This window comes from Bradyrhizobium sp. SZCCHNS3052 (assembly GCF_032484495.1).
GTDB lineage: Bacteria > Pseudomonadota > Alphaproteobacteria > Rhizobiales > Xanthobacteraceae > Bradyrhizobium.
Window position 1 is genome coordinate 1183260 of the sequence record NZ_JAUETB010000001.1, and the last position, 23770, is coordinate 1207029.

Below are 23770 nucleotides of genomic sequence, written 5' to 3' on the forward strand. Positions count from 1 at the left end.
GATATGTCGGCAAGGCGCGCCTCCTTGTTCGAAGTTCTTGGCGCGTTCGCGGGCGGCAGGCCCAAGCTGCTCACCCGCGGCGTTTGCACTGCGCGAGTCCCGCGAAAATCCATGTGTCCATCAACTGATATCAACCAAGCCTGCGAAGCGGCCAAACGGGCAGAATCACGAGCTCAAACAATATTGGACCGAAACGGGACGATCATCTGCACGTCGCGGGGCACATTTTGGAATATGGGCGAAAATCGGCCTGCAACGTGGCGCATTAGACACAGAACAAACAACAATACGGCACGAAAAAGGCGGCGAGCATAGGCTCGCCGCCCTCTGTTGTCGCAGCTACTATGTCAGACTCTTACGGACATGGATGGCGAAAGCCATCATAGCCGAGATAGGTTCCCGAAGCCGGATCATACGAGCGGTACCTGCGTGCGCAGTAGCTCGGGTCGACGCCTTCGGTTCCAACGATGGCGACAGGCGCGGAGTCGTCATAGTACGAGTAGTCGGAGTAATAGTCGGGCCCGTAATAATACGGATCGTTGTAGTAGGCATAGCTGCTGCCCAATCCGATCCCGACGCCAACGCCGACACCCGGCCAGAAGCCGCCGCCGCGGTGATGCCAGCCGCCACGGTGACCGCCCTGCCAGCCGCCGCCACTCCAATTGCCGCCGCTCCAGTTGCCGCGGCCGCCACCCGTGTTGACGGCGACGTTGGCGCCGGCCGCCGGACCGCGACCCGCCAGCGCTGCGCCGCCAACGGCTGCGCGTCCGGCGAAGCTGCCGCCGCTCATCCCGGCGCCACCCGGGCCGGCCGCAAAGCCGCCGCGTCCGCCGCCGCCGATCGCTCCGCCGCCGCCACCACCGATGGCCGCGCCACCGCCCCCGCCGATGGCGGCACCACCACCGCCGCCCGGACCACGACCGCCGCCGGGACCCTGGGCAAAGCTCGTCGTCGCTGCCGCCAGCGGCAGAATCAGCGCCACTGCCGCCGCAGTGCTCCATCTCTTCAGTCTGGTCATCGCTATCGCTCCATCAGGGGGGAAAGTGACCTAACCGCAGGCCGCGGATGTCGTTCCCCGCCGCGAACCGATACATCGTCGCGGGCGGAGCGGTGCAACACTGGACAAGATGCGGGCGGGGTGGCATCAGAACCGGGACCTTCACAGAACCGGCCCCAAGCCCATGAAACAGTTCTTTCTAAAGCTCTTCACGTGGTGGAACGGCCAGACTTTCGGCACGCAATTGTGGACCTGGCGCTTCGGCGAGCTCGTGGGGCAGGATGCACAGGGCAACCGCTATTATCGGACTGCCGGCGGCAAGATCGACCCGGTGCTGCATTTCGAGCGGCGCTGGGTGATCTATAACGGCCTGGCCGAAGCCAGCCGTATTCCGCCCGAATGGCACGGCTGGATGCATCATATGGTCGACGTGCCGCCGACTCAGGAGGGCTACAAGCCGCGCGAGTGGGAAAAGCCGCATGAGCCGAACCTGACGGGGACTGCGCTGGCGTATCGCCCGGCCGGCTCGACCTTGGGCAGCGGTCGCAGGCCAAAGGCCACCGGTGATTATCAGCCCTGGACTCCTGGCGGCTGATTCGATTTCGCTCGAGATGACCCGATCGGAAAAGGCCGCCCCGAGCTCCGGGCGGCCTCTTTACTTTCGGGAGCCTGCCAAGCCTGCGCTACGCCGGGTTGGTCCTGAGGGCGGTCGCCGCATGCTCCGCTGCCTCGATTCGCCGCTTCCGGAACGGTGCGATCCGCTCCAGCATGCGTGACACCACCTCGGGCGGCGCCGTGTCGGGGGATCCAGCGGTGAAAGGGGGCGCCGGATTGTATTCGAGTCTGAGCTGGATTGCCTCCGCCGTCTGACGATCGACCAACTGCGCCACCAGGGTCAGCGCGAAGTCGATGCCGGCCGTGACGCCGCCGCCGGTGATCCGGTTGCGGTCGATGCAGACGCGCTCGGTGCTGACGGTTGCCCCGAACAGCGGCAGGCACTCGCGCGCGCTCCAATGGGTTGCCGCGCGATAGCCATCCAGCAGGCCGGCGGCGCCGAGCGCGAGCGAGCCCGTGCACACCGAGGTGACGTACCTGGCTCCTTCGGCCTGGCGGCGGATGAAGCCGATGACCTCGGCGTCATCGAGGATGGCGTCGACGCCGAAGCCGCCGGGAATGCAGATCACGTCCGCCCGCGGACAGTCAGCGAAGGTGGTGGTCGGCATCAGTGTGAGGACCGAGTCGGTCGGAATCGGCTCGATCCTCTTCCACGCCAGATGCAGTGTCGCCCCCGGCACGCTGGAGAACACCTGCACCGGACCGGTGAGATCGAGCTGGGTCAGATGTGGAAACAGGACGAGAGCGATCGAGAGCGGTTGGGCCATGGCGGTGCTCGCAGGTGTGGTGCTTGACGGCGGGCATTCTGCATGGTCCGCTGGATGGCGCATATGCCAAAGTTCCCTCGTTTCCGGACGGGCTTGGGATTTCACACTTGGGCTCACGGACTTGGGCTCACGGAGCCATCCACCATGATCGGCGTGCTCATCTACCCCGATTTTCAGTTGCTCGACGCCGCCGGACCGATCTCGGTGTTCGAGATCGCTTCGCGTTATGCGCGCGCCGCGCCATCGATCAGGGTCGTCGCCGCCACGCCCGGACCCGTGCGGTCGTCGTCAGGGGCCGAAATGCTGGCGCGCAAATTCGGTCCGGTGTCGGCGCTGACCACGCTGCTGATCGCTGGCGGCGAGGGCGTGGAAGCTGCGAGCCGCAACGCATGCACGCTGAACTTCGTTCGTAAGGTCGCGCAGCGCGGCACCCGGCTTGCCAGCATCTGTTCCGGCGCCTTCGTGCTGGCCGAAGCGGGCCTGCTGGACGGCCGGCGCGCGACCACGCATTGGCAGCGCACGCGGCAGTTCCTGCGAGCCTACCCCCAAGTGAAGCTCGAGCCTGACAGCATCTACGTCCGCGACGGCAATGTCTGGAGCTCGGCTGGGATCACTGCCGGCATCGATCTCGCACTCGCCATGGTCGCCGACGATCACGGCGAGGAGATCGCGCAGAAGACCGCACGTCAGCTCGTGCTGTATCATCGCCGCAGCGGCGGGCAGTCGCAGTTCTCCTCGCTGCTGGAGCTGAAGGCGCCGAGCGGCCGCTTCGCCGAGCTCCTGACCTGGGCGCGCGAGCATCTCGATGCGCCGCTGACGGTCGACGACCTTGCCGAGCGTGCCGGCATGAGCACGCGGCATTTCACCCGCGCCTTCGTGGCCGAGACCGGCACGACGCCGTCGAAGGCGATCGAGCGTCTCAGGCTGGAGGTGGCGCGCGATCGCGTGCAGGCTTCGCATCAGCCGATCGAGCTGGTGGCCGAGGCGACCGGCTTTCGCGATCCTGAGCGGATGCGCCGCGCCTTCATTCGCGCCTTCGGCCAGCCGCCGCAGGCCCTGCGGCGCGCGGCACGCCTCACCGCCTGACCTGGATCAGTGGACGAGCGGCCGCGGGCGACGATCCTCGATGGCAGTTGAGACAATTTAAAGTTGTGTGAGATGCGCGAAGCGCGCATAGTACGCGCATTGCCACTTTGTCCATGGAGGATACGATGCGCGTATTTCTGTCCCTGATTTTGTTTGCTGCTGCCGCGGTCGGCAGTGTCGACAGCGCTTTTGCGGCAAAAGCCGAAGTCACCGGAATGTGCGTCTGCAAGAAAGGCGGCAGCACGATCGAGACCTATAGCGAGACGATCTGTGTGAAGAACGATCATGCGGGCTGCACATCCGCGAAGGTCGCCTGCGTGAATGCCTATGCCGCCACCTGCAGCGGCAAGGGCGGCACGATTTCACAGTCGACCAACAAGTGCAAAGTCGGCGGCAAGTGCTGAGCGGCGAACTCAGCCGTTCGACCTGGACGTTCTGAACGTCCGAGGCGAAAGAAGTCCCGCGCGACGGACATCGGCGCATGTCCGTCCGCGTGTTGGCATCGGCAGATGTGAGACCTATAGTCCGCCCCGCGAAACCGAGGGGTAGACGAGGCGCGATGCGTGTCACCATCATCACCGGCAGCGGGGCCGGCATCGGCGCTGCGGTGGCGCGCCGCATGGCCTCACCTGGGCAGGCCTTGATGCTGCACGGGCAGGGGGCTGACGAAGCAGGTCTCGCGCGTCTGCGGAACGTCGCCGCGGCGTGCCGGGAGGCCGGCGCCGAAGCCGAGTTTCATTGCGGCGATCTGGCCAGGCAGGGCGTTGCCACCGAGCTGGCGGCTGCGGCACGAACGCGGTTCGGCCGGATCGACGCGGTGGTGCATGCTGCCGGCTTTGCCGACCGCCGCAGCTTTCGCGATCTGCCGCGCGACGGGCTCGACCGCTCACTCGCAGTGATGCCCGCGGCATTTCATGAGCTCGCCAGCGCCGCGCTCCCTGACCTCGTGCAGAGCACCCATGCGCGCGTGGTCACGATCTCCAGCTTCGTCGCGCACCGCTTCGTGCCGGGCGGCACCTTCCCGGCCTCGGCCGCCGCCAAGGCGGCGCTGGAGGCGCTGGTGAAATGCCTCGCCATCGAGCTGGCTGCGTGCGGCGGCACCGCGAATGTCGTCGTGCCCGGCTATACGCGCAAGGATGCGGGACGGCTCGGCTCGCTCGATCCGGCCGCGTGGCAGACGGCGGCGGCGGCCAATCCGCAGCAGCGCCTCGCCGAGCCCGACGACATCGCCGCGGCCGTGGCCTTCCTGCTGTCGAAAGACGCCGGCCACGTCACCGGCGCGGTGCTGCCGGTCGATGGCGGCCTGACCCTGATGTAAGCAGCAGATGGATCGAGAGACGATGGAGCGTGTGCAGCAGACAGCCGACGTGGTCGTGCTGGGAGCGGGGATCGTCGGCGTCTCCTCCGCCTACGCCATCCGGGAGCGCGGGCTCTCGGTGGTGCTGGTCGACCGCAAGGCGCCGGGCGAGGAGACATCGTACGGCAATGCCGGCATTCTCTCCTCCGGTTCGATCCTTCCGCTCAACAAGCCCTCGCTGTTCAAGGCCCTGCCGTCCTATCTCGGCAACAAGAGCGCGGCGCTGCGCTGGGATCCGGCATGGACGCTGCGCAATGTCGAATGGGTGCTGCGCTTTCTCGCCAATGCCGTGGAGTCCCGCGTCAAGCCGCGCGCCACCGCGCTGCATGGCCTGATCGGTGCGTCGCTGAGACTGCATCGCGACTGGATCGTTCGCGCCGGCGAGCCGCAGCGGATCCGCGAGACCGGCTGGCTCAAGGCGTGGCGCAGCGACGCTGTCGGAGCGGCCAAGGCGGAGCAGGCTTTCCTGGCCGAACACGGCATCAAGAGCGAGCTGCTCGACCGCCAGGGCATTTCCGCGCTCGAGCCCAATATGCTGCCGGTCTACAAAGTGGGACTGCTGCACAGCCAGACCGCGTCGGTCGACTCGCCCGGCAATGTGACGAAAGCCTATGCGCGGATGTTCGAGGGCGCGGGCGGCGTGCTGCGGCAGTCCGAGATCAGGGCGGTGCTGTCCGACGGGGACGGCTGGCGTGTCGTGCTCGGCGACGGCGAGATTCGCGCCCGCCATGTCGTGGTTGCGCTCGGTCCCTGGTCGCCGGATATTCTCAGGTCGCTCGGCTACCGGGTGCCGATGGCGTTCGAGCGCGGATATCACCAGGAGTTCACGCCCAACCCGGCGCGCATGCTGCACCGTCCGATCCACGACGCCGAAGGCAGCTTCCTGATGACGCCGATGGAGAACGGCGTGCGCGTCACCTCCGGCGTCGAGCTGACCGATCGCGATGCGCCGTCGAATTTCGCCCAGCTCGAGCAGGTGGTCCCGCTGGCGCGCGGCGTGGTCGAGTTCGGCGAGGCCGTGGCCCAGCCATGGCGCGGCGCGCGGCCGACCTTGCCGGATTCGCTGCCGATGATCGGGCCGGCGCCGCGCCATTCCGGCCTGTGGCTTGCATTCGGCAATCAGCATATCGGCTTCACCACGGGGCCGGCCACGGGCGCGGCGATTGCCGCGATGATCACGGGCGAGACGCCGTCGTTCGACGTCTCCGCCTTTGCTCCGAGCCGGTATCTGTGAGGGGCCGCGACCGCGTCACGCCGGAGCTGCGATGAACTATACCTGGGATTTCGCCATCCTCGCCAAGTACAGCCATCTGTTCTGGCTGGGGCTCGGCTGGACCATGGCGTACACGCTCGGCACCATCCTGCTCGGCTCGGTGATCGGGCTCGTCGTCGGCATCGTCAGGCTGCGCCGTCCGGTCGTGATCGACTGGCTGCTGATCGGCTATATCGAGCTGTTCCGCTGCACCCCGCTGCTGGTGCAGATCATCTGGTTCTACTACGCGTTCCCGGTGGTGATCGGCGTCAACATTCCGGCGCATGTCGCCGCGGTCACCGTGCTGTCGCTCTACGCGGGGGCGTTCTATGCCGAGATCGTGCGCGGCAGCATCGAGAGCGTACCGCGCGGGCAATGGGATGCGGCGCGCGCGCTCGGCCTGCGCCCGTGGCGGATGATGCGGCTCGTGATCCTGCCACAGGCCCTGAAGCCGATGCTGGCGCCCTACGTCAACCAGTCGGTGACGCAGTTGAAGAACACCTCGCTGGTGTCGGTGATCGCGGTGCCCGATCTCGTCTACAACGCGACGCTGATCAACGCCGACACCTATCGGCCGCTCGAGGTCTACACCATCATCGCGCTGATCTATTTCGCGATCCTGTTTCCGGCGACGCTCCTGGGCCGTCGCTTCGAGCGCGGCATGACGTACGACAAGGCGTGAGGCGATACATCATCGAATGCCTCCGTCATTGCGAGCGAAGCGTAGCAATCCAGGGCGGCACGCGCGGTCCTGGATTGCTTCGTCGCTGCGCTCCTCGCAATGACGCTAGGAGAGAGCGTGGCTTCGCTTAGATATTCACCTCGACCGGCACGTCCTCGGCCTTGACGCCGGCCAGCCCCAGGCCCTTGACGAACCATTCGCGCATCTGGCCGATGCCGCGGTTGTAGTCGATCCACACCGCGAGGAAGTCGCGCCAGCGCTTGTCGGCCTCGCGGCGCACGCCCATGCTGGAGGGGATCGCGACCGAGGGCGACTGCAGGATCTTGTAGGTGCCGAGATTGGGGTTCTTGGCGATTGCGGTGAGGCCCAGGATCAGCGCGTTGACGACGACGTCGACGCGGCCCGAGGCCATCTCCAGCATCACCTCGTCGCGCGACTTCAGCGACTTGATGGTCGCGTTCGGCGCAAAACGGCGCGCCACCGCCTCGTTGGCCGAGCCGACGTCGACGGCGATCTTGACCTCGGGCTTGTTGATGTCGGCCCAGGTCTTGGCCTCCATCCCCTTCTTCAGCATCGCGCCGAACGGATGCGGAAACACCGTGCCGCAGAAGTCGATGACCAGCGCGCGCTGCGGCGTCGGGTTGAGCGCGAAGCCAAGATCGATCTTGCCGGCCTGCAGGTCGAGCACCGAATTGCCGTAGGTCGACTCGACATATTCGAGCTTCACGTCGAGCAGCTTGGCGATGTCGTTGGCCATCTCGATCGAGAAGCCCGACCACGTGCCGGAGGCGAGGTCCTTGTTGAAATAGGGCAGCTCGCCCGGCAGCACGGCGATGCGCAGCACCTTGTTGGCGCGGACCCGGTCGAGCGTGTTGTCGGCCGCTTGCGCCGAGGCGGGCGTCGTCGTCATGGCGGACGCGAGCGCGGCACCGGAGCCGATGGCGAGCGCGTAGCGCAGCGCATCGCGGCGGTCTTCGGAAATTTTCTGATCGTCTGACGTGGTCACATAATCCTCCTGCACCAACAGCCACGGAGCGTAGCGCCGGCCTTGCACGCCAGCAACAACCATGTCGGCCTTGATAGTAAGCGGCTGGCCGTCGCGTCATGCCGAAGCGGCCGCATGCCGTTGCTGCTCTGCCTCATTCCGATGCAGGGCTGGTCAAGCCGTGATCGGTCCCGCCAGATGGAAGCGCCTTCGGACGCAGGCGCTCGGCGAGCGGCCGCAGCAACTGCGGGGCAAGGTGAATCGGGAACTGGCTCATCGCGAAATACAGCCAGGTGGTGCCGGGGATCGCGCCCTCGGTCGCCGCCAGCATCAGCCCCATGTTGCGCAGCGATACCATCATGCCGAGCGCCATGGCGCGTTCGCGGCCCGCGCCGCGAAACAGCAGCATCGTGGTACCAAGCAACAGCAAGAACACGGTGAAGGCGAGCAGCGCCAGTCCCAGCATGCGGAACGGGCTCGCGGCCAGGTCGGCCAGGAAATGAGCCATGATGGCGGAGGCGAACACGAACAGGATGAGGACGTTGAAGCCGTCGATCGGCGCGCGATGGCGGCGGATCGTATCGATGCCGAAGGCAAGGCGGATCGCGGCGGCCGCAGCCAGCGCGCCCGCAAGGATGGCGGCGAGCTTCAGCCCGAGCGCGGCCGGAGACAGTGACAATGTCTCGCCCAAAAACACATAGGCGAACAGCGGCGCCGTCAGCGGCACCAGCGCGGTCGAGGTCACCAGCGTGATGAGAACCAGCGTCGCGTCGAGCCCCATCAGCGCGGCGAGTGCGGGCGAGGCCATCATCGGCGAGGCCGTCCCCTGCAGCATCAGCGCGAGATACAGGTCGGGCGCGGTGGCATCGACGCCGGCGATGCGCCCAATCGTGCCGACCAGCGTCGGCACGGCGATCGTGGTCCATGCGGTCGCGGCCACCACCAGCAGCGGGCGGCGCAGATGCGCTGTTAGCATCGCGACGTCGACGCGCATGAAGGAGATGCAGAGCAGCAGGAAGATCGCCTGTGTGACGTAGGGCCGCGCCAGCTCGCCCAGCGGCGGCACGGCGATTGCCGCCAGCAGAACCGCGACGATGGCGCGGGTGCCCTGATTGCCGAGCCAGCTCAGGGCCTGCAGAGGAAAAGCGAGAGGCCCGAAGGACGGCATCTTCATTCCGAACGATGGGAATCAATGAACGCGCGAACCATGCGTCGGCCGCGCGTTCATGCAAAGTCACATCTGGTTACGGACGATGTCGGCGCCTGCGCATCACTGCGCGCTGGAGCCGCCGACCACGATCTTCTCGTTGAGCTTGAAGTCGACCGTCTGCACCGTCTGCTCGATCTCGGGGTTGGGCATGCCGAGCTGCTGCGAGATCAGCTTCACCAGAAGGTCGACGCGTTCGATGAACGGCGCGCCCGCGGCGACGGCGCGCGCGGCCGACGACGGCTTGAGCAGGCTCTCGGCCGCCTTGGCGTATTTCTCGAACGGCACCTGGTCGCTCGGATCGGCGCCGAGCTTGCGGGCGATGGCATCGACATGCTCGTAGATCGATTTCGACTGGGCGAGATTGCCATGAACGGCATCGCGGATCGCCTGCGGTTCACCGCGGGTGATGCAGCGGTAGTTGCCGGTGAGCAGCATCGACCACTTCGCCAGCGGCACGAACAGCGAGTCGAACACCTTCAGCTTCACGGGCACGTCCTGGCCGTCGAGCCTGACCGCGTCGATGTCGCGCTCCAGCTCGCGGAGCAGCGCGTTGTGCGTCTCGTCCTCGAACGCGGCGGCCTTGAAGTTGGTCGGCAGGCCGACATGCAGCACGTTGGCGGCTTCCTCCGGCGGACGGAAGGCCTGCGGATCCGGCGAGCACAGCGTGACCAGCCCGGGCGTGAAGCGTTCCCACACCGCGGGATTGGTGTAGGCCTCGTCGAGGTCGACGTTGGCGAGCGCCGGGATGCGCTTGAGATAGGGCAGCGGCGGCATGTTCATGATCGAGAGGCACGGCAGCTTGGCCTCGGCGATCTTCACCATCAGCACGCGAATGGTGTGGTTGGTGTACTGCGGCTCCTGCATCGCAAGACCGACCAGGTCGTAGCGCGACAGGTCGACGCTATCGGGCGTGGCCGCGTCGAGCTTGCCCGGCAGGTCGCGCGAGAAGATCGAGCGATGCGCCGGCTCGTCGCGCAGCTTGATGCGGACTTCCGTGCCGTCGCGGTTGATCAGCTCGGCTGTCTTCTTGCGGCAGACCAGCGTCACGTTGTGGCCGGCCATCAGCAGCTTGGTGCCGAGGAGGGAGCCGTAGGAGGCCCCGAGAATCAGAATGTTGCGTGCCATACCTTGGTCGTCCCCAGAGATCGGTTCGAGATTTTGCGTTCGCGTTTCTTGTTGGCGATCCAGCCGTACCGACGAGTCCGTCAGGCGTCCGGCAGGAGCGGACGGATGCGGTAACCCATTGCCTCGGTTGCTGGCATACCAGAGCTTTCATCCCACGGAATGCGCCGTCTGGCAAGGTGCAGCGCACTCGTGCGGCATCCGGCGCGTGTCACGGTGGGGCTATCCGAGCGCAGATCGACCTTGCGCTTGGAGCTCGGCCGTTCAGCTCAGCGCCATATAGCGCCCCGGCTTGTGGTTGATCGCGATGATGACGTTGACGATCACGATGCCGAGGATCGACAGCGCCAGCCGGTTCACGGGGATGACGAAGAACGCGGCGATCATGATGAGGAAATCGACGGCGAGCTGGAAATAGCCGGCGCGGATCTTCCAGTGCTCCTGCAGATACAGCGCCAGAATGTTGATCCCGCCAAGCCCGGTGCGATGCCGGAACAGCATCAACAGGCCGGTCCCGGTCAGGCCGGCGCCGATTACGGTGGCATAGATCGGATCGATATGGCTGATGTCGATCCATGACGTCGTCAGCCGTGAGAACAGGGCGACGAGCCCGACCGCGACAAAGGTGCGGATCGTGAACGGCCAGCCCATGCGCCGGACGGCCAACGCATAGAACGGCAGATTGATCAGGAAGAAGCTGACGCCGAAACCATAACCGCTGATGTAGCTCAACAGCAGCGACAGACCGGCGGTGCTGCCGACCAGCAGCACCGTCTTGCTGTAGATCAGCATGCCGAGCGACACGAACAGCGTGCCCAGCGTCAGCGCCATCGCGTCCTCGTAGAGCTTGTGCCGCTCCTGAGCGACGATCTCTGTCACGGCCTTGATCCTTGCAGGCGATGTTTCAAAGCGACTTGAACAGGCCGGCAACGCGCGCGACCTCGGCGAGCTTCAGGCCTGCAATGTTGATGCGGCCCGAGGTCGGCATGTACACGCCGTGCTTTTCGCGCAAAGTCATGACCTCGGCCGGCGTCACCGGCAGCAGCGAGAACATGCCTTCCTGGACGCCGATCGCGATCGTGTTGGACCAGCGCCCGCCGAGCGCCTCGGCAAAAGAGCGGCGCAGCGCGGCGAGGCGCTGGCGCATCGTCTCGAGCTCGCTGCTCCAGTCGGCATAGAGGTCCGGCGTGTCGAGAATCGTCTTGACGATCGCCGAGCCATGGTCGGGCGGCATCGAATAGCTGGTGCGGGCGATGGAGACGAGATTGGAGCGCGCGGTCTCGGCTGCGGCCTGTGCCGAGGCGACGGCGTAGAGCGCGCCGGTCCGCTCGCGGTAGAGTCCGAAGGACTTCGAGCAGGACACCGCCAGCAGCGCCTCGGGCAGGGCCGCGACCATTGCCCGCAGGCCGGCGGCATCGCCCTCGAGACCGGCGCCAAAACCCTGATAAGCGGAGTCGATCAGCGGCACGAGGCCACGCGCGGCCATCACGGCGGTGATGCGCGCAAAGTCCTCGGTGCTGAGCGGGGCGCCGGTCGGGTTGTGGCAGGAGGCGTGGATCAGGACGGCGTCGCCGGGCGCGGCGCGCTGCAGCGCCTCCAGCATGCGGTCGAGCTGCAGCGTCTGCGACGGAACGTCGAAGTAGGGATAGGTCTCGACCTCGAGCCCCGCCGCGGCGAAGATGCCGGCGTGGTTGGGCCAGCTCGGCAGTCCGAGCCAGATCTTGCCGGTGCCGGCCTGGCGGATCAAATCGGCGGCGAGGCGGAGCGCACCCGAGCCGCCCGGGGTCTGCACGCCTGCGGCATGGACCGAGGGCGCGGGGCCGCCGACGAGCGACCACAACAGGTCGAGGAAGAGCTGGTCGCCTTCCGGCGCCACATAGCTCTTGCTGTCCTGGCTCTCCCAGATGATGCGCTCCGCAGCTTTCACAGCGCGGAAGATCGGCGAATGGCCGGCCTCGTCGCGATACACGCCGACGCCGAGATCGACCTTGTCGGCTCTCGGGTCAGCCTTGAAGATGCCGATCAGAGCGAGCAGGGGATCCTCGGGCTGGCGGGTCAAGCGGTCGAACATCGGAGCGATCCTATTGGAGGAGGGGCCTGCCAGACGGCCATAAGCCGTCCTTGCGGGCGACGGGACACTATCTCGGTTGCAGCGCAAGAACAGCGGACATTTCGGCGATGCTCCGCTTCGTTCGCTGCATGGGCGGCCGTTGCGCCCTCAGAACTTGCCGTGGCCCGCCTGAGCGAACTGAGCGACAAGCGTCAGCGACTGCCTTCTGAGCCAGAACGGGGCTCGGGAGCCGGCTGTGGGGACTCGTTGCGGATCTTGCGCGCGCGCCTGGCGGCAAGCTGTGAGCGAACCCTGCCATCGACTTTGCGGCCTGTCGCACGTTGCCATTTCCGAAGCTCGGCCGCGGTCAGGATCACTTTCACGATCCGCTCGTCCGGGCGACTGCCGATCGTGTCGATGACCTCCTGAGCGCTGGCCAGCCATTCTTCATAAGTGTCGTGCAGATCCGGGCAGATCCGCCTGATGTCCTCCCACTCTTCGGGCTTGAACCAAGCCAGCGCAATCTCCAGAGTTGGCTCCGTGTTTATCCTGCTCACCTGTCCGCTCTGAATGATATCTCAAGCTCGCGGAGGCCCGAAGGTCTGACGCCTTCCGGCGAGTCAGATGCGCGGCTTGGGCGCGGGCACCCGGTCGGAGTCGCCGGAGTTCGGTTCGCCCTTGGGTTCGATCAGGAGCACCTTGACCTCCTTGGCCGCGCGCGGCCGGTGGACGACCCCTTTGGGGACGACGAACAACTCGCCGGCCTTCACCGTCCGCGACGGCTGCCCCTGAATGTCCATCTCCATCTCGCCTTCCAGGACCAGGAAGAAGTCATCCGTCGTGTCATGCTTGTGGAACGGGAATTCTCCCATGAACTTCACGACCATCACGTCATTGTCGTTGTAGTCCGCGACCACGTGCGGGTCCCAATGGCCTGAGAATTGGCTCAGCTTGTCGGCGAGGTTCACGGTCTTCATGTGGGAGTCTCCTGCTGCGAGGAATGAAATGTGAGCTGTCCAGTCGTCCCGGCCGGCTTGCGCGGGATGTAGCTGCTGCTCGAGCGCGAGCAAGCCGATCTCACACGCGACGACTTCGGCCGCATGTGAGCACGACCCGCGAACTCGCGGGTCGGTGCGTTCTGAGCTCAGCGCGGTAACGCTCAGATGCCGCCGGGCCGGTCGAGCTGCTTCAGCCAGGCGCCGATGTCGCGTGCGGCGACATTGGCCTGGTCGAGCAGCTTGCCCATCGTGAAGAAGCCGTGGAATTGGCCGGGATGGTTGCGATGCGTCACAGGCACGCCGGCCTCGCGCAAGCGGCGCGCGTAGTCGTCGCCCTCGTCGCGCAGCGGATCGGCGCCGGCCGTGAGCACATAGGCGGGCGGTAGCCCGGCTAGGGTTTCCGCCTTCGCCGGGGAGGCCCGCCAATCGTGGACGTCGGCGGCACTGTTGAGATAATGGTCGCGAAACCAGCGGATCACCGAATGCGTCAGCAGCACGCTGGTCTCGGGCTCGCTGTGCGAGGGATGGCTCATCGAAAAGTCGGTGGCCGGATAGATCAGCACCTGGCCTGAGAGCTTCGGGCCCTTGCCGTCACGCGCCAAGAGCGCGACGACGGCGGCGAGATTGCCGCCGGCGGAATCGCCGCCGACGCTGAGCCTGGCGGCATCGATGCCGAGCGCGGCAGCATTGTCGGCGATCCATCGTATGGCCGCGGCGGCGTCGTCGACCGCGGCCGGAAACTTGTGCTCGGGCGCGAGGCGGTAGTCGACCGAGATCACGATCAGTTCGCCTTCGTGCGCCAGCGCGCGGCAGACCACGTCATGCGACTCCAGATTGCCGATCACCCAGCCGCCGCCGTGATAGAACACCAATCCCGGCGCAAGACCGTTGGTCTGCCGCACCGTCCTTGGCCGATAGAGCCGTGCCGGGATTGTGCCATGCGGGGCAGGGATGGCGAGGTCCTTGACGTCCGCAAGCTCGGGCGGCTCGGGATTGCTCACGACGCGCGCGGCCAGATAGTAGTCCCGCGCCTCCTGTGGTGTCAGCGTCTCATAGGCCGGCCGACCGGCCTCCTGAAATGCTTTGTAGACGGCAGCAGCATCGGCATCGAGTTGCACGGGCATTGCAAAAACCTGTCGGGTTGAAAAGACGGTCACGTTGAAGGGACGTCAGGCGGCGGTGCGGCCGCCATCGACGGTGTAGGCCGCGCCGGAGACGTAGCTGGCATCGTCGGAGGCGAGGAAGGCGACGATCGAGGCGACCTCCGCGCCCTGGCCGAGCCGGCGCGCGGGGACGCGATCGACCACCTTGTCGGCCGGAACCGCGGCGCCGCTGCGCCCTTCGATGATTGCGCTCAGCATGCGGCTCTCGATCAGCCCGGGGCAGATGCAGTTCACACGCACATTGGTGCCGGTGCACTCCCAGGACGCGCTCTTGGTCAGGCCGATGACCGCGTGCTTGCTGGCGCTGTAGACGGCGATCTGCGGCGAGCCGATGAGGCCGGCGATCGAGGCGGTGTTGATGATCGAGCCGCGGTTCTGCTTCAGCATCATCGGCAGCACGTGCTTGAGGCCGAGAAAGACGCCGACGACGTTGACGTCGAGCACGCGACGGAACGCCTCCAGCGGATATGCGGTGATCGGCTTGATCTCGCCTTCGATGCCGGCATTGTTGAAGAACACGTCGATGGTGCCGAACCGATCGCACGCTTGTCGCACATAAGCCGCGACCTGGTCCTCGTCAGTGACGTCGGCGGCCACGGCGAGCGCCTCGGCGCTCGCCGGCAGGGCGGCCGTCGCGGCGGCGAGATCGGCCTCGCGCCGGTCCACGGCGACGATGCGGGCCCCGCGCGCGGCCAGCAGCCGCATGGTCGCGGCGCCGATGACGCCGGCCGCGCCGGTAACGACGGCCACTCGGCCGTCGAGACGGATCGAATCAGACATCGATTTCCTTCCCTTTGGCGCCGGTTCCGATCCGGCTCTTGATCACGACTATCTCATTGGAAGAACCGGCTGACCAGCACGCGGAGTGCTGGCAGCTCGCCCTTCCCCCGCCGTATTCGACATGTTAACGGGAGGGCTGATCGAGAGCGGCGGATGGGTCATGACGCGATTTGATTGTCCCGAACCCCGATTCGCCTGATAAAGCCGCGCGAGATGCACCGAACAATCGTCCTGACCGGTATCGCGGCATTGCTGGCCGCCACATCCCTCACGCTGTCCGTGCCGGCGCGCGCGCAGATCGGTACCATTTTCTCCGATCCCGTTCCGCGCCCGCCGGGCAACATTCCGCGCCGTGGCGAGCCGATTCCGCCTCCCGAGGAAGAGGAGGAGATCCCGGAGCTGCCGCAGGGCCGGGTGCTGCCGGCGCCAACCCGTCCGCCGCCAGGGCAGGGCGCCGCCCTGCCGGGTCCGGTCCAATCCCAGCCGCTGGCGCCGCCGCCGGGAACGACGATCCTGCCACAGAACAATCCTCCGGTCGCGGCCGTGCCGCCACCCGGCCAGCCGGGGGCTGCGCCTGGTCAGCGGCAGGCACCGCCACGCGGCGCACCCCAGAATGCAGCGATCCCGCCGAACGGCGCGGTACCGCAGACCCCGGCCACCATCCAGCCGGGCGACGAGGTCGTGACCGAACCGCCGGCGCAGAAGATCGTCAACAAGAAGGCGAGCTTCTCCGGGCTCGACAAGATCACCGGCCGCATCATCAATTTCGACGAGGATATCGGCGAGACCGTGCAGTTCGGGGCGCTCCGGGTAAAGACCGACGCCTGCTACACGAGGCCAGCCACCGAGGCCGCCAACACCGACGCGTTCGTGCAGGTCGACGAGATCACCTTGCAGGGCGAGGTGAAGCGCATCTTCTCGGGCTGGATGTTCGCGGCCAGCCCCGGTCTGCACGGTGTCGAGCACCCGATCTACGACATCTGGCTGGTTGACTGCAAAGAGCCGCAGACCACGGTTGTCAGCGCCGCCGCGCCGGATCAGAAGCCGGCCGCGGCGCCGCAGCCTGCGCAAAAGCGTCCGCCGCAGCAGCGGCAGGCGGCGCCCAGGCCGCCATCGCCGCCGCAGCAGAATCAGACCCAGCAGGTGCCGCCACCACCGCCGCCGCCCCAGGCGGGCGGACCGTTCGGCGGAGTGTTCAGATAACCTCGCTCAGCCGCGCGCTGCGATGATCGCGAGTGCCTCGGTGCCCGAGATCGGCCGATCAACCGCCAGCCTGGCGAAATTGGCGGCCGGCCCCCTCAGGGCCTTTTCGAGCAGCACGGTGTAGCGCCGGCGCGGGATCTCAACGGCGCCGAAGGTCTTGAGGTGCTCGGTGACGTATTGGGTGTCGAGCAGCTCGAAGCCCCCGGCGATCAGCCGCGCGACGAGATGCACGAGCGCGACCTTCGAGGCGTCGCGGGTGCGGTGAAACATGCTCTCGCCGAAGAAGGCGCGGCCCAGGCTGACGCCGTAGAGGCCGCCCACCAGCTCGCCATCCTGCCAGCATTCGACGCTGTGGCAATGGCCAAGCGCGTGGAGGCCGGTGTAGAGCTCGCGGATACGCTTGTTGATCCAGGTGTCCTCGCGGCCAGGCTGCGGCTCGGCGCAGCCATCCATCACCGCCTTGAACGCCTGGTTCACGGTCACGGCGAAGGCGTCCGACCGGACCGTGCGCGCAAGGCGCGAGGCGACGCGAAAGCCGTCGAGCGGAATGACGCCGCGCAGCTCCGGCTCGACCCAGAACAAGGTCGGGTCGTCGGCACTTTCGGCCATCGGGAAGATGCCGCAGGCATAGGCACGCAGCAGGACCTCGGGCGTAATCTCGGACGCTGCAGAGTCGCGCGTATTCATGGGATCAGCATAGCAGGCCGATGCCGGGCGCGCGATGGTTGCGTGCCGGCTGCGTCGGCTCAGCCGACCGCGGCAGCCGCGGGCTTGGGAGCATCTTTTTCGAGGCGGAAGCGGACCACGATCCTGGTGCCGGCATGGCTCGGATCGGGGCCGACGGTGGCGTCGAGCTTGGTCGCCATGGCGCTGACGATGCGCTGGCCCATTCCGGTCGAGCGCGGATCGCTGGTTGCGTTGAGGCCGACGCCGTTGTCGGCGATCGACAGCACGATGTCCTCACCTGCAAGCTTCAGCTCGACATGGATCGGGCCCGGCCCATCGGGGTAGGCGTATTTGACCGCGTTCATGACCAGCTCGTTGACGACGATACCGATCGCGACCGCGCGATCCGGGTCGATCTCGACCGGCTCCGCCTTCAGGGTCAGCCGCGACATCCGGTTGCCCTCGGCCGAGCGGCGCAGGTCGTCGAGCAGCGAATCCAGATACTGGTTGAGCAGCACGCTCTTGAGATCCTGAGACGTGTAGAGGCGGCGATGCACCTGCGCCACGGCGGCGACGCGGCCCATTGCATTGGTGAGCGCGGCCTTGACGTCGTCCTGGGTGCTGGAGTTGGCCTGAAGATGCAGCAGCGAGGCGATGATCTGCAGCGAATTGCCGACGCGGTGATTGACCTCGCGCAGCAGGACCTCGCGCTCGGCCGCCAGCGCCGCGTAGCGGTCGCGTGACGCCCGCACTTCCGCCTCCGCCTCGTCGCGGGCCTTCTGCAGCCGGGCCTGGCGCACCGCGCCTTCGGCCGCGACCTGCAGCAGGGGAATGAACTCGCCCTGCACGTCCTTGACCAGGTAGTCCGCCGCGCCGGCCTTCAGGGCCGTGACCGCGATCTTGGAATCCTGTGAGGCGGTGACGAACACCACCGGCGGCGGTTCGGGCAGCGCCATGATGCGCTCCAGCGTCTCGAGCCCGTCGAAGCCTGGCATGTACTGGTCGAGCGCCACGACGTCGATGCCGCCGCGCTCCAGCCGCTGCAAGCCCGCGCTGCCGTCGGCGGCGTGTTCCACCGTGAAGCCCAATCGCTTGAGCCCGCGCTCGACCAGCCGCGCCAGCGCTGCGTCGTCGTCGATATAGAGCAGCGTGGGGGCGGCGGAGCTCATGCGGCGGGCGGAACCTGGATGACGGAGAAGAACAGGCCGAGTTGGCGAATGGCGTTGGCGAAGCTTTCGTAGTTGACCGGCTTGGTGATGTAGACGTTGCAGCCGAGTTCGTAGCAGCGCTTGATCTCCTGCGAGTCGTCGGTCGTGGTGAGGATGACCACGGGCGCGCTCTTCAGGAAACTGTTCTGCTTGACCATCTTGAGGATGTCGATGCCGGTCATGTCCGGCAGGTTCAGGTCGAGCAGGATCAGCAATGCGTGCCCCTTGTGATCGAGGCCGGTGCCGTCAGCACCCAGCAGATACTTCACGGCATCTGTACCATTGGTGAACGGCTTGATCTCGTTGTTGACGCCGGACCGGCGGATGTTGCGCTCGATCAGGCGGGCGTGGCCTTCGTCGTCCTCGATCATGATGATAGTCACGGGCATGGTCATCGGTCTGAGTTCCGGTTTGAGGCGTTCCAGTTGATCGGGAGCGTGATGGTGAACGTGCTGCCCTGGTCGAGTTCCGACGCAACCGACATGGTTCCGCCGAGCCGGCGCACCAGCGCGCGGACATGCGCCAATCCAATCCCCTGACCCGGACGGTCCTGGGTCCCGGCGCGGCGGAACAGATCAAAGATACGTTGATGATCCCTGGGATCAATCCCCCGGCCGTTGTCCGTAACCTCGAAGATGGCAAAACCGAGCTTGGTACGGGCGCGAATGGCGATGTCGCCGGGAACGCCCGGCTTGAGATATTTGATGGCGTTGTCGATCAGGTTGGAGAAGATCTGCTCCAGCGCCAGGCGGTCGCTGACGATGGCCGGCAACGGTTCCACGCGGATGGTGGTGTCGGTTTCCGCAGCCTGATGCGCAAGCGTCGAGACGATGCCCTCGATCAGCTCGCGGGTATCGATCCGCACCGGCACGAACTCGCGGCGGCCCTCGCGGGTCAGGTTGAGGATGGCCGTGATCAGCCGGTCCATCTTGGCGATCGAGGATTTGATGAAGCCGAGCGCCTCGCTGAAATCCTCCGACAGCTGCTGGTCGGCGCCTTCGAGCTCGGGCTCGGCGCCTTCCGCCGGCGGCGGCGCGTCGGAGGCCGCCCGCGCCAGCGTCGCGATCCGCCGGAAGATGTCGTTGCGCAGCTCGTCGAGCTCGCTGGTGAAGCCCATGATGTTGACGAGCGGCGAGCGCAGGTCGTGGCTCACGATATAGGCGAAGCGCTGGATCTCCTCATTGGCCTCGCGCAGGTCCGCGGTGCGCTCGTCGACGGTGGCTTCGAGGTTGAGGTTGCTCTCGCGCAGCCTGGCCTCGGCCTCGTCGCGCGCGCTGGTCGAGCGGCGCACAAGGAGCACCGAGATGATCGCGAGCAGGACGACCAGGGCCGAGCCAGTCACCGTCACGACGGTCGCCAGCTGCTGGCTGCGGTCGGCATTGGCGGTGCGCAGCACGAACAGCCGCTCTTCCTCCAGCCGCATGCGATTGGCGAGATCGCGGATGTTGATGCTGGTGTTGCCGGAAGCGGCGCTCCGTACGAGCGCGGCGGCGGCGGCGAGGTCACCCTGCGCGGCCAGCTCCTTCTCGCGCCTGAACTGGCCGAGGCGGGTGTCGATTTCGGCGCGGACCTGGCGGAGCAGCTCGACCTGGGCAGGATTGTCGGCCACGAGTGTTCCGAGCTTGTCGAGCACCGGCGCGATCGCGGTGACGGCGGCGTCGTGATCGGTCAGAAACGTATTGTCCTGGGTCAGCAGGTAGGCGCGGGCGCCGCTCTCGGCCCGGCGGACCTCGAGCAGCAGCGCGTTGATCTGGTTCTCCGCCTCGATGGTGTGCACCACCCAGGCGTTGTCTTTGCGGGCCTTGTTGACGAGCAGCACCGAGGCCGTGCTGACGACGACCAGCACCAGGAATCCCGCCGACAGCAGCAGGATTTGTCCCAGCGTGCGCCTTTGTCCAATCTCAGGCGCCACCGCTCACTCGCATGCCAATTGAAATACCTGCCCCCTCAGCGGAACCGCCGAAAGAGCAGAACGCAGTGCGGGCTGAAGGGTTCCGGCGCGTCAGTGGAATTTTGCGGTTGGCCGCTCACTCCGCCTTCTGGCCAGCGAGGTACTGTTCGAGCCAGTGGATGTGATAGTCGCCATCGATGATGGCCGGCTCGCGGACAAGGGCCCTGAACAGCGGCAGGGTGGTCTCGATGCCGTCGACGACCATCTCGTCCAGCGCGCGCCGCAGCCGCATCAGGCACTCGACCCGAGTCTTGCCGTGGACGATCAGCTTGCCGACCAGCGAGTCGTAATAGGGCGGAATCACGTAGCCCTGATACACGGCGGAATCGATGCGGACGCCGAGGCCGCCAGGCGGGTGGTACTGCAGGATCTTGCCCGGCGAGGGCCGGAAGGTGACAGGGTTTTCCGCATTGACGCGGCACTCGATGGAGTGGCCGTTGATGACAACCTGGTCCTGGGTCATCGGCAGGTCGCCGCCGGCGGCGATGCGGATCTGCTCCAGCACGAGGTCGATCCCGGTGATCATCTCCGTGACGGGATGCTCGACCTGGATGCGGGTATTCATCTCGATGAAATAGAATTCGCCGTCCTCGTAGAGGAATTCGATGGTGCCGACGCCGATGTATTTCAGCTCCTGCATCGCCTTGGCGACGGTGTTGCCGATCTTGGCCCGGGCCGCTGCGTCAAGCACCGGGGAGGGGCCTTCCTCCCAGACCTTCTGATGGCGCCGCTGCAACGAGCAGTCGCGCTCGCCGAGATGGATGGCGCCGCCGCGGCCGTCGCCGAGCACCTGGATCTCGATGTGGCGCGGCTTCTGCAGATACTTCTCCAGATAGACCGAGGCGTCGCCGAACGCCGATCTCGCCTCGTTGGCCGCTGTGGTCAGCGCCAGCTGCAGGTCGGCCTCGGTGTGGGCGACCTTCATGCCGCGGCCGCCGCCGCCGGCGGCTGCCTTGACCAGCACCGGGAAGCCGATCTCCTTGGCGATCGCCATCGCGTCGTGGTCCGGAGTGACAGCGCCATCCGAGCCTGGAACGACGGGAATGCCCAGCCGCTTGGCCGTTTTCTTGGCCTCGATCTTGTCGCCCATCAGGCGGATGTGCTCCGCCTTCGGCCCGATGAAATGCAGATTGTGGTCCGCGAGAATCTCGGCGAAGCGCGCGTTCTCCGACAGGAAGCCGTAGCCGGGATGCACGGCGTCCGCGCCGGTGATCTCGCAGGCGGCGAGCAGGGCGGGAATGTTGAGATAGCTGTCCTTCGACGGCGGCGGCCCGATGCAGACGCTTTCGTCGGCGAGGCGGACATGCATCGCATCGGCGTCGGCGGTGGAATGCACCGCGACGGTGGAGATACCGAGCTCCTTGCAGGCCCTGAGGATGCGAAGGGCGATTTCGCCGCGATTGGCGATGAGGATCTTGTCGAACATGGTGCCTCGGGCGCGAGTGGCGAGTAGTGAGCGGCGAACATGGAATGGTGGACCATTCGCTTTCGCCGTCCGCTAGTCGCGCTTATTCGATGATGACGAGCGGCTCGCCGTACTCCACGGGCTGGCCGTCCTCGACCAGGATCTGCGTCACCGTCCCGGCGCGCGGTGACGGAATCTGGTTCATCGTCTTCATCGCCTCGATGATCATCAGGGTCTGACCGACGGACACCTTGGAGCCGACCTCGACGAACGGCTTGGCGCCGGGCTCGGGCGCCCAGTAGGCGGTACCGACCATGGGAGAGGGCACCACGCCGGGATGTTTTGACAAGTCCGCGCCGGCGGCTGCCGCGGTGGCGGCTGCGACCACGGGAACGCCAGCGGCGGCTGTTCCGATGGCCGAATGGACGGCCGCCGCAACGGTCACGTTGCGGGCAACGCGGATGCGAAGGCCGGCACGCTCCAGCTCGATCTCGGTCAGGCTGGTCTCATCCAGCAGCGCTGCGAGCTCGCGAATGAGCTGGCTGTCTTCGGATTTCGCGATGGTCTTGTCGTCGGGCTGGGGCGCCATGATCTGATCCGGAACGTTGGGTGCGTGAGGACTGTGACGTCAGGCTTGCGCTAGATGTCGGTCTGCGTGACGGCTTTGGCGCCGATCTTGGCGGCGAGGCCGGTGATCGCCAGCCGGTAGCCGTCGATGCCGAAGCCGCAGATCGAGGCAAACGCGGCCTTCGCGGTGAAAGAATGGTGCCGGAAGCGCTCGCGGGCGTGAATGTTGCTGATGTGCACTTCGACGGTGGGGATCTTCACCCCCATCAGCGCGTCGTGCAAGGCAATGGAGGTATGCGAGTAGGCGCCGGCATTGAGGATGATTCCGACCGCACCGCGGCTGCGGGCCTCATGGATGCAATCCACGAGCACACCCTCATGGTTCGACTGCCGGCACTCCGCCGTCAGGCCGAAGCGCGCGGCCGTCTCGACGCAGAGCCGTTCGACGTCTGCCAGGGTGGCATGGCCATAGGTCTCCGGCTCGCGGGTGCCAAGCAGGTTGAGGTTGGGTCCGTTGAGGACATAGATCGTGTTGTGCGCGGCGTCGGCCATTCCCATCCCGGCGGTGTGGCGGCAGTGGGCGGCGTTATAGGTAACAAAGCCGCCAAGGGGAAGCCTTTCGGCAGCCGGGCCGGCTGCCCGAGGCTTGGTCCGTCAGACGAAAAAACCGTCTTAAGTGTACGAAATTGCTGGTTAACCAGGTTTGTCCACGGGGCTGCACGGGCTGCGTGTGATCGCCCTTACGTGCTCTTTGCGCAATAGAATGGGGCGGGCATTGCTGCCCGCCCCATGTCCTCATCGCCTGCCTGGTCGGGATCAGGCGTCGAGAACTGCGACGATCTCGTAGGTGCGGGGATCGATCACGATGATCTGCTCACGCACCAAGATGAAGTCGTATCCGCGCCATTCCGGATAGATCGTCACGACTTCCGCAGGGAGCCGGTGGAAGTGAACGTCGCGCGGCACCCGGGTGCCGACCGAGATGTTGAAGTTCACGTTGGTCACCGGCTCGACGCGCTGGCTGCGGATCACGCTGGTGATCTTGGTGCGCTGCTCGGTGGTGAGCTTGGCGCCGGCGCCGGCCTGTCCGGTGGTGGTCTGCGACCGGTCGCTGCCGGTCTTGGTTTCGGCGTTCGTGCTGGTGCCGCTCTTGCTGTCGCGACCCTCGGCCTTCATGTTCTTGGAGCCGGCCTTGTCGGTCTCGGAGGTCGCGCCCTTGGCATTCGGACCCTTCATGCCTTCCTCGGCGCGCTGGCCCTTGGTCGCACCGGGCTTCTGCTCGGACTGACTGGAGCGCATGTCGGACGCAGGCGAGCCGCTGTCGCGATGCATCGCGCCGCCGGGCGCGTTCATGCCACCGCTCGATGCTCCGCCGGCAGCACCACCGGTCGCACCGCCCTGCATGGCTGCGCCGCCGGACTGTCCAGCTGCGCCGCCCGCACCGCCGGTACCTTGCGCATGAGCAAAACCTGCACCCGCCAGGAGCGCGATTGCAGCAACTGATACCATCAAGCGATTGGTCATCCTCTATCCTCCTCGTATTTGCACTGCCCGCGCCGACAACGGCAGGAGGTAGGAGTCGTTCCGTGCGTCGCCGATCGTTCCGGAAAAATGTCGCAGATCGCAACTTTATGAACGGATGCTCAGGGTCATGAATGCTGCATGACGACAACAGTGATCCGTTGCGTGTCGTCGGCGACCTCGCA

At 66.3% G+C, this 23770-nt stretch carries 26 protein-coding genes; 7 read left to right on the top strand and 19 right to left on the bottom strand.

The annotated features are described in order from the left end of the window. Positions 1-355 precede the first annotated feature (355 nt). Positions 356-1018 carry a BA14K family protein gene (locus tag QX073_RS05450; RefSeq protein ID WP_315712240.1) on the bottom strand — a complete coding sequence of 221 codons (663 nt, stop codon included), beginning with the start codon at positions 1016-1018 and terminating at the stop codon, positions 356-358. A gap of 163 nt (positions 1019-1181) precedes the next feature. On the opposite strand from QX073_RS05450, the gene QX073_RS05455 reads away from it, so the two are divergent. Further along, positions 1182-1592, top strand: a complete 411-nt coding sequence (locus QX073_RS05455; RefSeq protein WP_315712239.1) for an NADH:ubiquinone oxidoreductase subunit NDUFA12 — start codon at positions 1182-1184, stop codon at positions 1590-1592. Positions 1593-1680: 88 nt separating this feature from the next. Here QX073_RS05455 and QX073_RS05460 read toward each other — a convergent pair whose 3' ends face one another. After that, positions 1681-2379, bottom strand: coding sequence for a DJ-1/PfpI family protein (locus QX073_RS05460; RefSeq protein ID WP_315826850.1), 699 nt, complete (start codon positions 2377-2379; stop codon positions 1681-1683). 144 nt (positions 2380-2523) lie between these two features. Between QX073_RS05460 and QX073_RS05465 the strand changes: the two genes are divergently transcribed. From QX073_RS05465 to QX073_RS05485, 5 genes are all read left to right on the top strand, one after another. Then, on the top strand, positions 2524-3465 hold the full coding sequence (locus tag QX073_RS05465; protein WP_315712236.1) for a GlxA family transcriptional regulator: 942 nt from the start codon (positions 2524-2526) through the stop codon (positions 3463-3465). A 125-nt stretch (positions 3466-3590) separates the two neighbouring features. Further along, positions 3591-3869 (top strand): hypothetical protein, encoded by a 279-nt coding sequence (locus tag QX073_RS05470; RefSeq protein ID WP_316202057.1) that lies wholly within the window; start codon positions 3591-3593, stop codon positions 3867-3869. 155 nt (positions 3870-4024) lie between these two features. Continuing rightward, positions 4025-4783, top strand: a complete 759-nt coding sequence (locus QX073_RS05475) for an SDR family oxidoreductase (protein WP_316225432.1) — start codon at positions 4025-4027, stop codon at positions 4781-4783. Between the two features lie 22 nt (positions 4784-4805). Then, positions 4806-6056 (top strand): FAD-dependent oxidoreductase, encoded by a 1251-nt coding sequence (locus tag QX073_RS05480; protein WP_316225433.1) that lies wholly within the window; start codon positions 4806-4808, stop codon positions 6054-6056. 31 nt (positions 6057-6087) lie between these two features. Then, the gene (locus QX073_RS05485; protein WP_315712227.1) at positions 6088-6756 is read left to right on the top strand and encodes an amino acid ABC transporter permease; all 669 of its coding nucleotides are present in this window, start codon (positions 6088-6090) and stop codon (positions 6754-6756) included. Positions 6757-6883: 127 nt separating this feature from the next. On the opposite strand, the gene QX073_RS05490 is transcribed toward QX073_RS05485, so the two are convergent. The 9 genes from QX073_RS05490 to QX073_RS05530 form a co-directional block, all read right to left on the bottom strand. Continuing rightward, on the bottom strand, positions 6884-7762 hold the full coding sequence (locus QX073_RS05490; RefSeq protein WP_315737759.1) for a transporter substrate-binding domain-containing protein: 879 nt from the start codon (positions 7760-7762) through the stop codon (positions 6884-6886). A gap of 133 nt (positions 7763-7895) precedes the next feature. Continuing rightward, on the bottom strand, positions 7896-8909 hold the full coding sequence (locus tag QX073_RS05495; RefSeq protein WP_316225434.1) for a Na+-dependent transporter: 1014 nt from the start codon (positions 8907-8909) through the stop codon (positions 7896-7898). Between the two features lie 102 nt (positions 8910-9011). Beyond that, positions 9012-10076, bottom strand: coding sequence for a ketopantoate reductase family protein (locus tag QX073_RS05500; RefSeq protein ID WP_316170459.1), 1065 nt, complete (start codon positions 10074-10076; stop codon positions 9012-9014). Positions 10077-10337: 261 nt separating this feature from the next. Next, the gene (locus QX073_RS05505) at positions 10338-10952 is read right to left on the bottom strand and encodes a YitT family protein (RefSeq protein WP_315712219.1); all 615 of its coding nucleotides are present in this window, start codon (positions 10950-10952) and stop codon (positions 10338-10340) included. 25 nt (positions 10953-10977) lie between these two features. Continuing rightward, positions 10978-12144, bottom strand: a complete 1167-nt coding sequence (locus QX073_RS05510) for an amino acid aminotransferase (protein WP_316203573.1) — start codon at positions 12142-12144, stop codon at positions 10978-10980. A 191-nt stretch (positions 12145-12335) separates the two neighbouring features. Then, complete coding sequence (locus QX073_RS05515; RefSeq protein ID WP_316203574.1) at positions 12336-12680, bottom strand: hypothetical protein; 345 nt, start codon at positions 12678-12680, stop codon at positions 12336-12338. A gap of 63 nt (positions 12681-12743) precedes the next feature. Beyond that, the gene (locus tag QX073_RS05520; RefSeq protein WP_315712213.1) at positions 12744-13100 is read right to left on the bottom strand and encodes a cupin domain-containing protein; all 357 of its coding nucleotides are present in this window, start codon (positions 13098-13100) and stop codon (positions 12744-12746) included. Between the two features lie 182 nt (positions 13101-13282). Beyond that, the gene (locus tag QX073_RS05525; RefSeq protein ID WP_315712211.1) at positions 13283-14245 is read right to left on the bottom strand and encodes an alpha/beta hydrolase; all 963 of its coding nucleotides are present in this window, start codon (positions 14243-14245) and stop codon (positions 13283-13285) included. 45 nt (positions 14246-14290) lie between these two features. Beyond that, positions 14291-15064 (bottom strand): SDR family oxidoreductase, encoded by a 774-nt coding sequence (locus QX073_RS05530; protein WP_316203575.1) that lies wholly within the window; start codon positions 15062-15064, stop codon positions 14291-14293. A gap of 213 nt (positions 15065-15277) precedes the next feature. Between QX073_RS05530 and QX073_RS05535 the strand changes: the two genes are divergently transcribed. After that, complete coding sequence (locus QX073_RS05535) at positions 15278-16267, top strand: DUF2155 domain-containing protein (protein ID WP_316164753.1); 990 nt, start codon at positions 15278-15280, stop codon at positions 16265-16267. 6 nt (positions 16268-16273) lie between these two features. On the opposite strand, the gene aat is transcribed toward QX073_RS05535, so the two are convergent. From aat to QX073_RS05575, 8 genes are all read right to left on the bottom strand, one after another. Further along, positions 16274-16954, bottom strand: a complete 681-nt coding sequence (gene aat, locus QX073_RS05540; RefSeq protein WP_316164754.1) for a leucyl/phenylalanyl-tRNA--protein transferase — start codon at positions 16952-16954, stop codon at positions 16274-16276. A gap of 59 nt (positions 16955-17013) precedes the next feature. Further along, complete coding sequence (locus QX073_RS05545) at positions 17014-18102, bottom strand: sensor histidine kinase (RefSeq protein WP_315712206.1); 1089 nt, start codon at positions 18100-18102, stop codon at positions 17014-17016. Further along, the gene (locus QX073_RS05550; protein WP_172109443.1) at positions 18099-18536 is read right to left on the bottom strand and encodes a response regulator; all 438 of its coding nucleotides are present in this window, start codon (positions 18534-18536) and stop codon (positions 18099-18101) included. The genes QX073_RS05545 and QX073_RS05550 overlap by 4 nt, the downstream gene beginning before the upstream one ends. Then, positions 18533-20053 (bottom strand): sensor histidine kinase, encoded by a 1521-nt coding sequence (locus QX073_RS05555; RefSeq protein ID WP_315712204.1) that lies wholly within the window; start codon positions 20051-20053, stop codon positions 18533-18535. Before QX073_RS05555 ends, QX073_RS05550 begins: the two co-directional genes overlap by 4 nt. A 115-nt stretch (positions 20054-20168) precedes the next feature. Then, entirely contained in the window at positions 20169-21518 is a 1350-nt protein-coding gene (accC, locus tag QX073_RS05560; protein WP_315712202.1) for an acetyl-CoA carboxylase biotin carboxylase subunit, read from the bottom strand. A gap of 82 nt (positions 21519-21600) precedes the next feature. Further along, positions 21601-22086 carry an acetyl-CoA carboxylase biotin carboxyl carrier protein gene (gene accB, locus QX073_RS05565; protein ID WP_316164755.1) on the bottom strand — a complete coding sequence of 162 codons (486 nt, stop codon included), beginning with the start codon at positions 22084-22086 and terminating at the stop codon, positions 21601-21603. A gap of 50 nt (positions 22087-22136) precedes the next feature. After that, a complete protein-coding gene (aroQ, locus tag QX073_RS05570) occupies positions 22137-22616 on the bottom strand; it encodes a type II 3-dehydroquinate dehydratase (protein WP_316203576.1) in 480 nt (159 codons plus the stop codon). A 264-nt stretch (positions 22617-22880) separates the two neighbouring features. Next, positions 22881-23588: a DUF1236 domain-containing protein gene (locus QX073_RS05575; RefSeq protein WP_316192618.1), complete on the bottom strand. Its 708-nt coding sequence runs from the start codon at positions 23586-23588 to the stop codon at positions 22881-22883. Positions 23589-23770: the final 182 nt, after the last annotated feature.

Coding starts and splice junctions, on each gene's coding strand:
- accC (WP_315712202.1), bottom strand. CDS start 21,518: ATGTTCGACAAGATCCTCATCGCCAATCGCGGCGAAATCGCCCTTCGC.
- QX073_RS05455 (WP_315712239.1), top strand. CDS start 1,182: ATGAAACAGTTCTTTCTAAAGCTCTTCACGTGGTGGAACGGCCAGACT.
- QX073_RS05525 (WP_315712211.1), bottom strand. CDS start 14,245: ATGCCCGTGCAACTCGATGCCGATGCTGCTGCCGTCTACAAAGCATTT.
- QX073_RS05510 (WP_316203573.1), bottom strand. CDS start 12,144: ATGTTCGACCGCTTGACCCGCCAGCCCGAGGATCCCCTGCTCGCTCTG.
- accB (WP_316164755.1), bottom strand. CDS start 22,086: ATGGCGCCCCAGCCCGACGACAAGACCATCGCGAAATCCGAAGACAGC.
- QX073_RS05495 (WP_316225434.1), bottom strand. CDS start 8,909: ATGCCGTCCTTCGGGCCTCTCGCTTTTCCTCTGCAGGCCCTGAGCTGG.
- aroQ (WP_316203576.1), bottom strand. CDS start 22,616: ATGGCCGACGCCGCGCACAACACGATCTATGTCCTCAACGGACCCAAC.
- QX073_RS05545 (WP_315712206.1), bottom strand. CDS start 18,102: ATGAGCTCCGCCGCCCCCACGCTGCTCTATATCGACGACGACGCAGCG.
- QX073_RS05530 (WP_316203575.1), bottom strand. CDS start 15,064: ATGTCTGATTCGATCCGTCTCGACGGCCGAGTGGCCGTCGTTACCGGC.
- QX073_RS05450 (WP_315712240.1), bottom strand. CDS start 1,018: ATGACCAGACTGAAGAGATGGAGCACTGCGGCGGCAGTGGCGCTGATT.
- QX073_RS05470 (WP_316202057.1), top strand. CDS start 3,591: ATGCGCGTATTTCTGTCCCTGATTTTGTTTGCTGCTGCCGCGGTCGGC.
- QX073_RS05475 (WP_316225432.1), top strand. CDS start 4,025: ATGCGTGTCACCATCATCACCGGCAGCGGGGCCGGCATCGGCGCTGCG.
- QX073_RS05550 (WP_172109443.1), bottom strand. CDS start 18,536: ATGACCATGCCCGTGACTATCATCATGATCGAGGACGACGAAGGCCAC.
- QX073_RS05575 (WP_316192618.1), bottom strand. CDS start 23,588: ATGACCAATCGCTTGATGGTATCAGTTGCTGCAATCGCGCTCCTGGCG.
- QX073_RS05460 (WP_315826850.1), bottom strand. CDS start 2,379: ATGGCCCAACCGCTCTCGATCGCTCTCGTCCTGTTTCCACATCTGACC.
- QX073_RS05535 (WP_316164753.1), top strand. CDS start 15,278: ATGCACCGAACAATCGTCCTGACCGGTATCGCGGCATTGCTGGCCGCC.
- aat (WP_316164754.1), bottom strand. CDS start 16,954: ATGAATACGCGCGACTCTGCAGCGTCCGAGATTACGCCCGAGGTCCTG.
- QX073_RS05485 (WP_315712227.1), top strand. CDS start 6,088: ATGAACTATACCTGGGATTTCGCCATCCTCGCCAAGTACAGCCATCTG.
- QX073_RS05500 (WP_316170459.1), bottom strand. CDS start 10,076: ATGGCACGCAACATTCTGATTCTCGGGGCCTCCTACGGCTCCCTCCTC.
- QX073_RS05520 (WP_315712213.1), bottom strand. CDS start 13,100: ATGAAGACCGTGAACCTCGCCGACAAGCTGAGCCAATTCTCAGGCCAT.
- QX073_RS05480 (WP_316225433.1), top strand. CDS start 4,806: ATGGAGCGTGTGCAGCAGACAGCCGACGTGGTCGTGCTGGGAGCGGGG.
- QX073_RS05465 (WP_315712236.1), top strand. CDS start 2,524: ATGATCGGCGTGCTCATCTACCCCGATTTTCAGTTGCTCGACGCCGCC.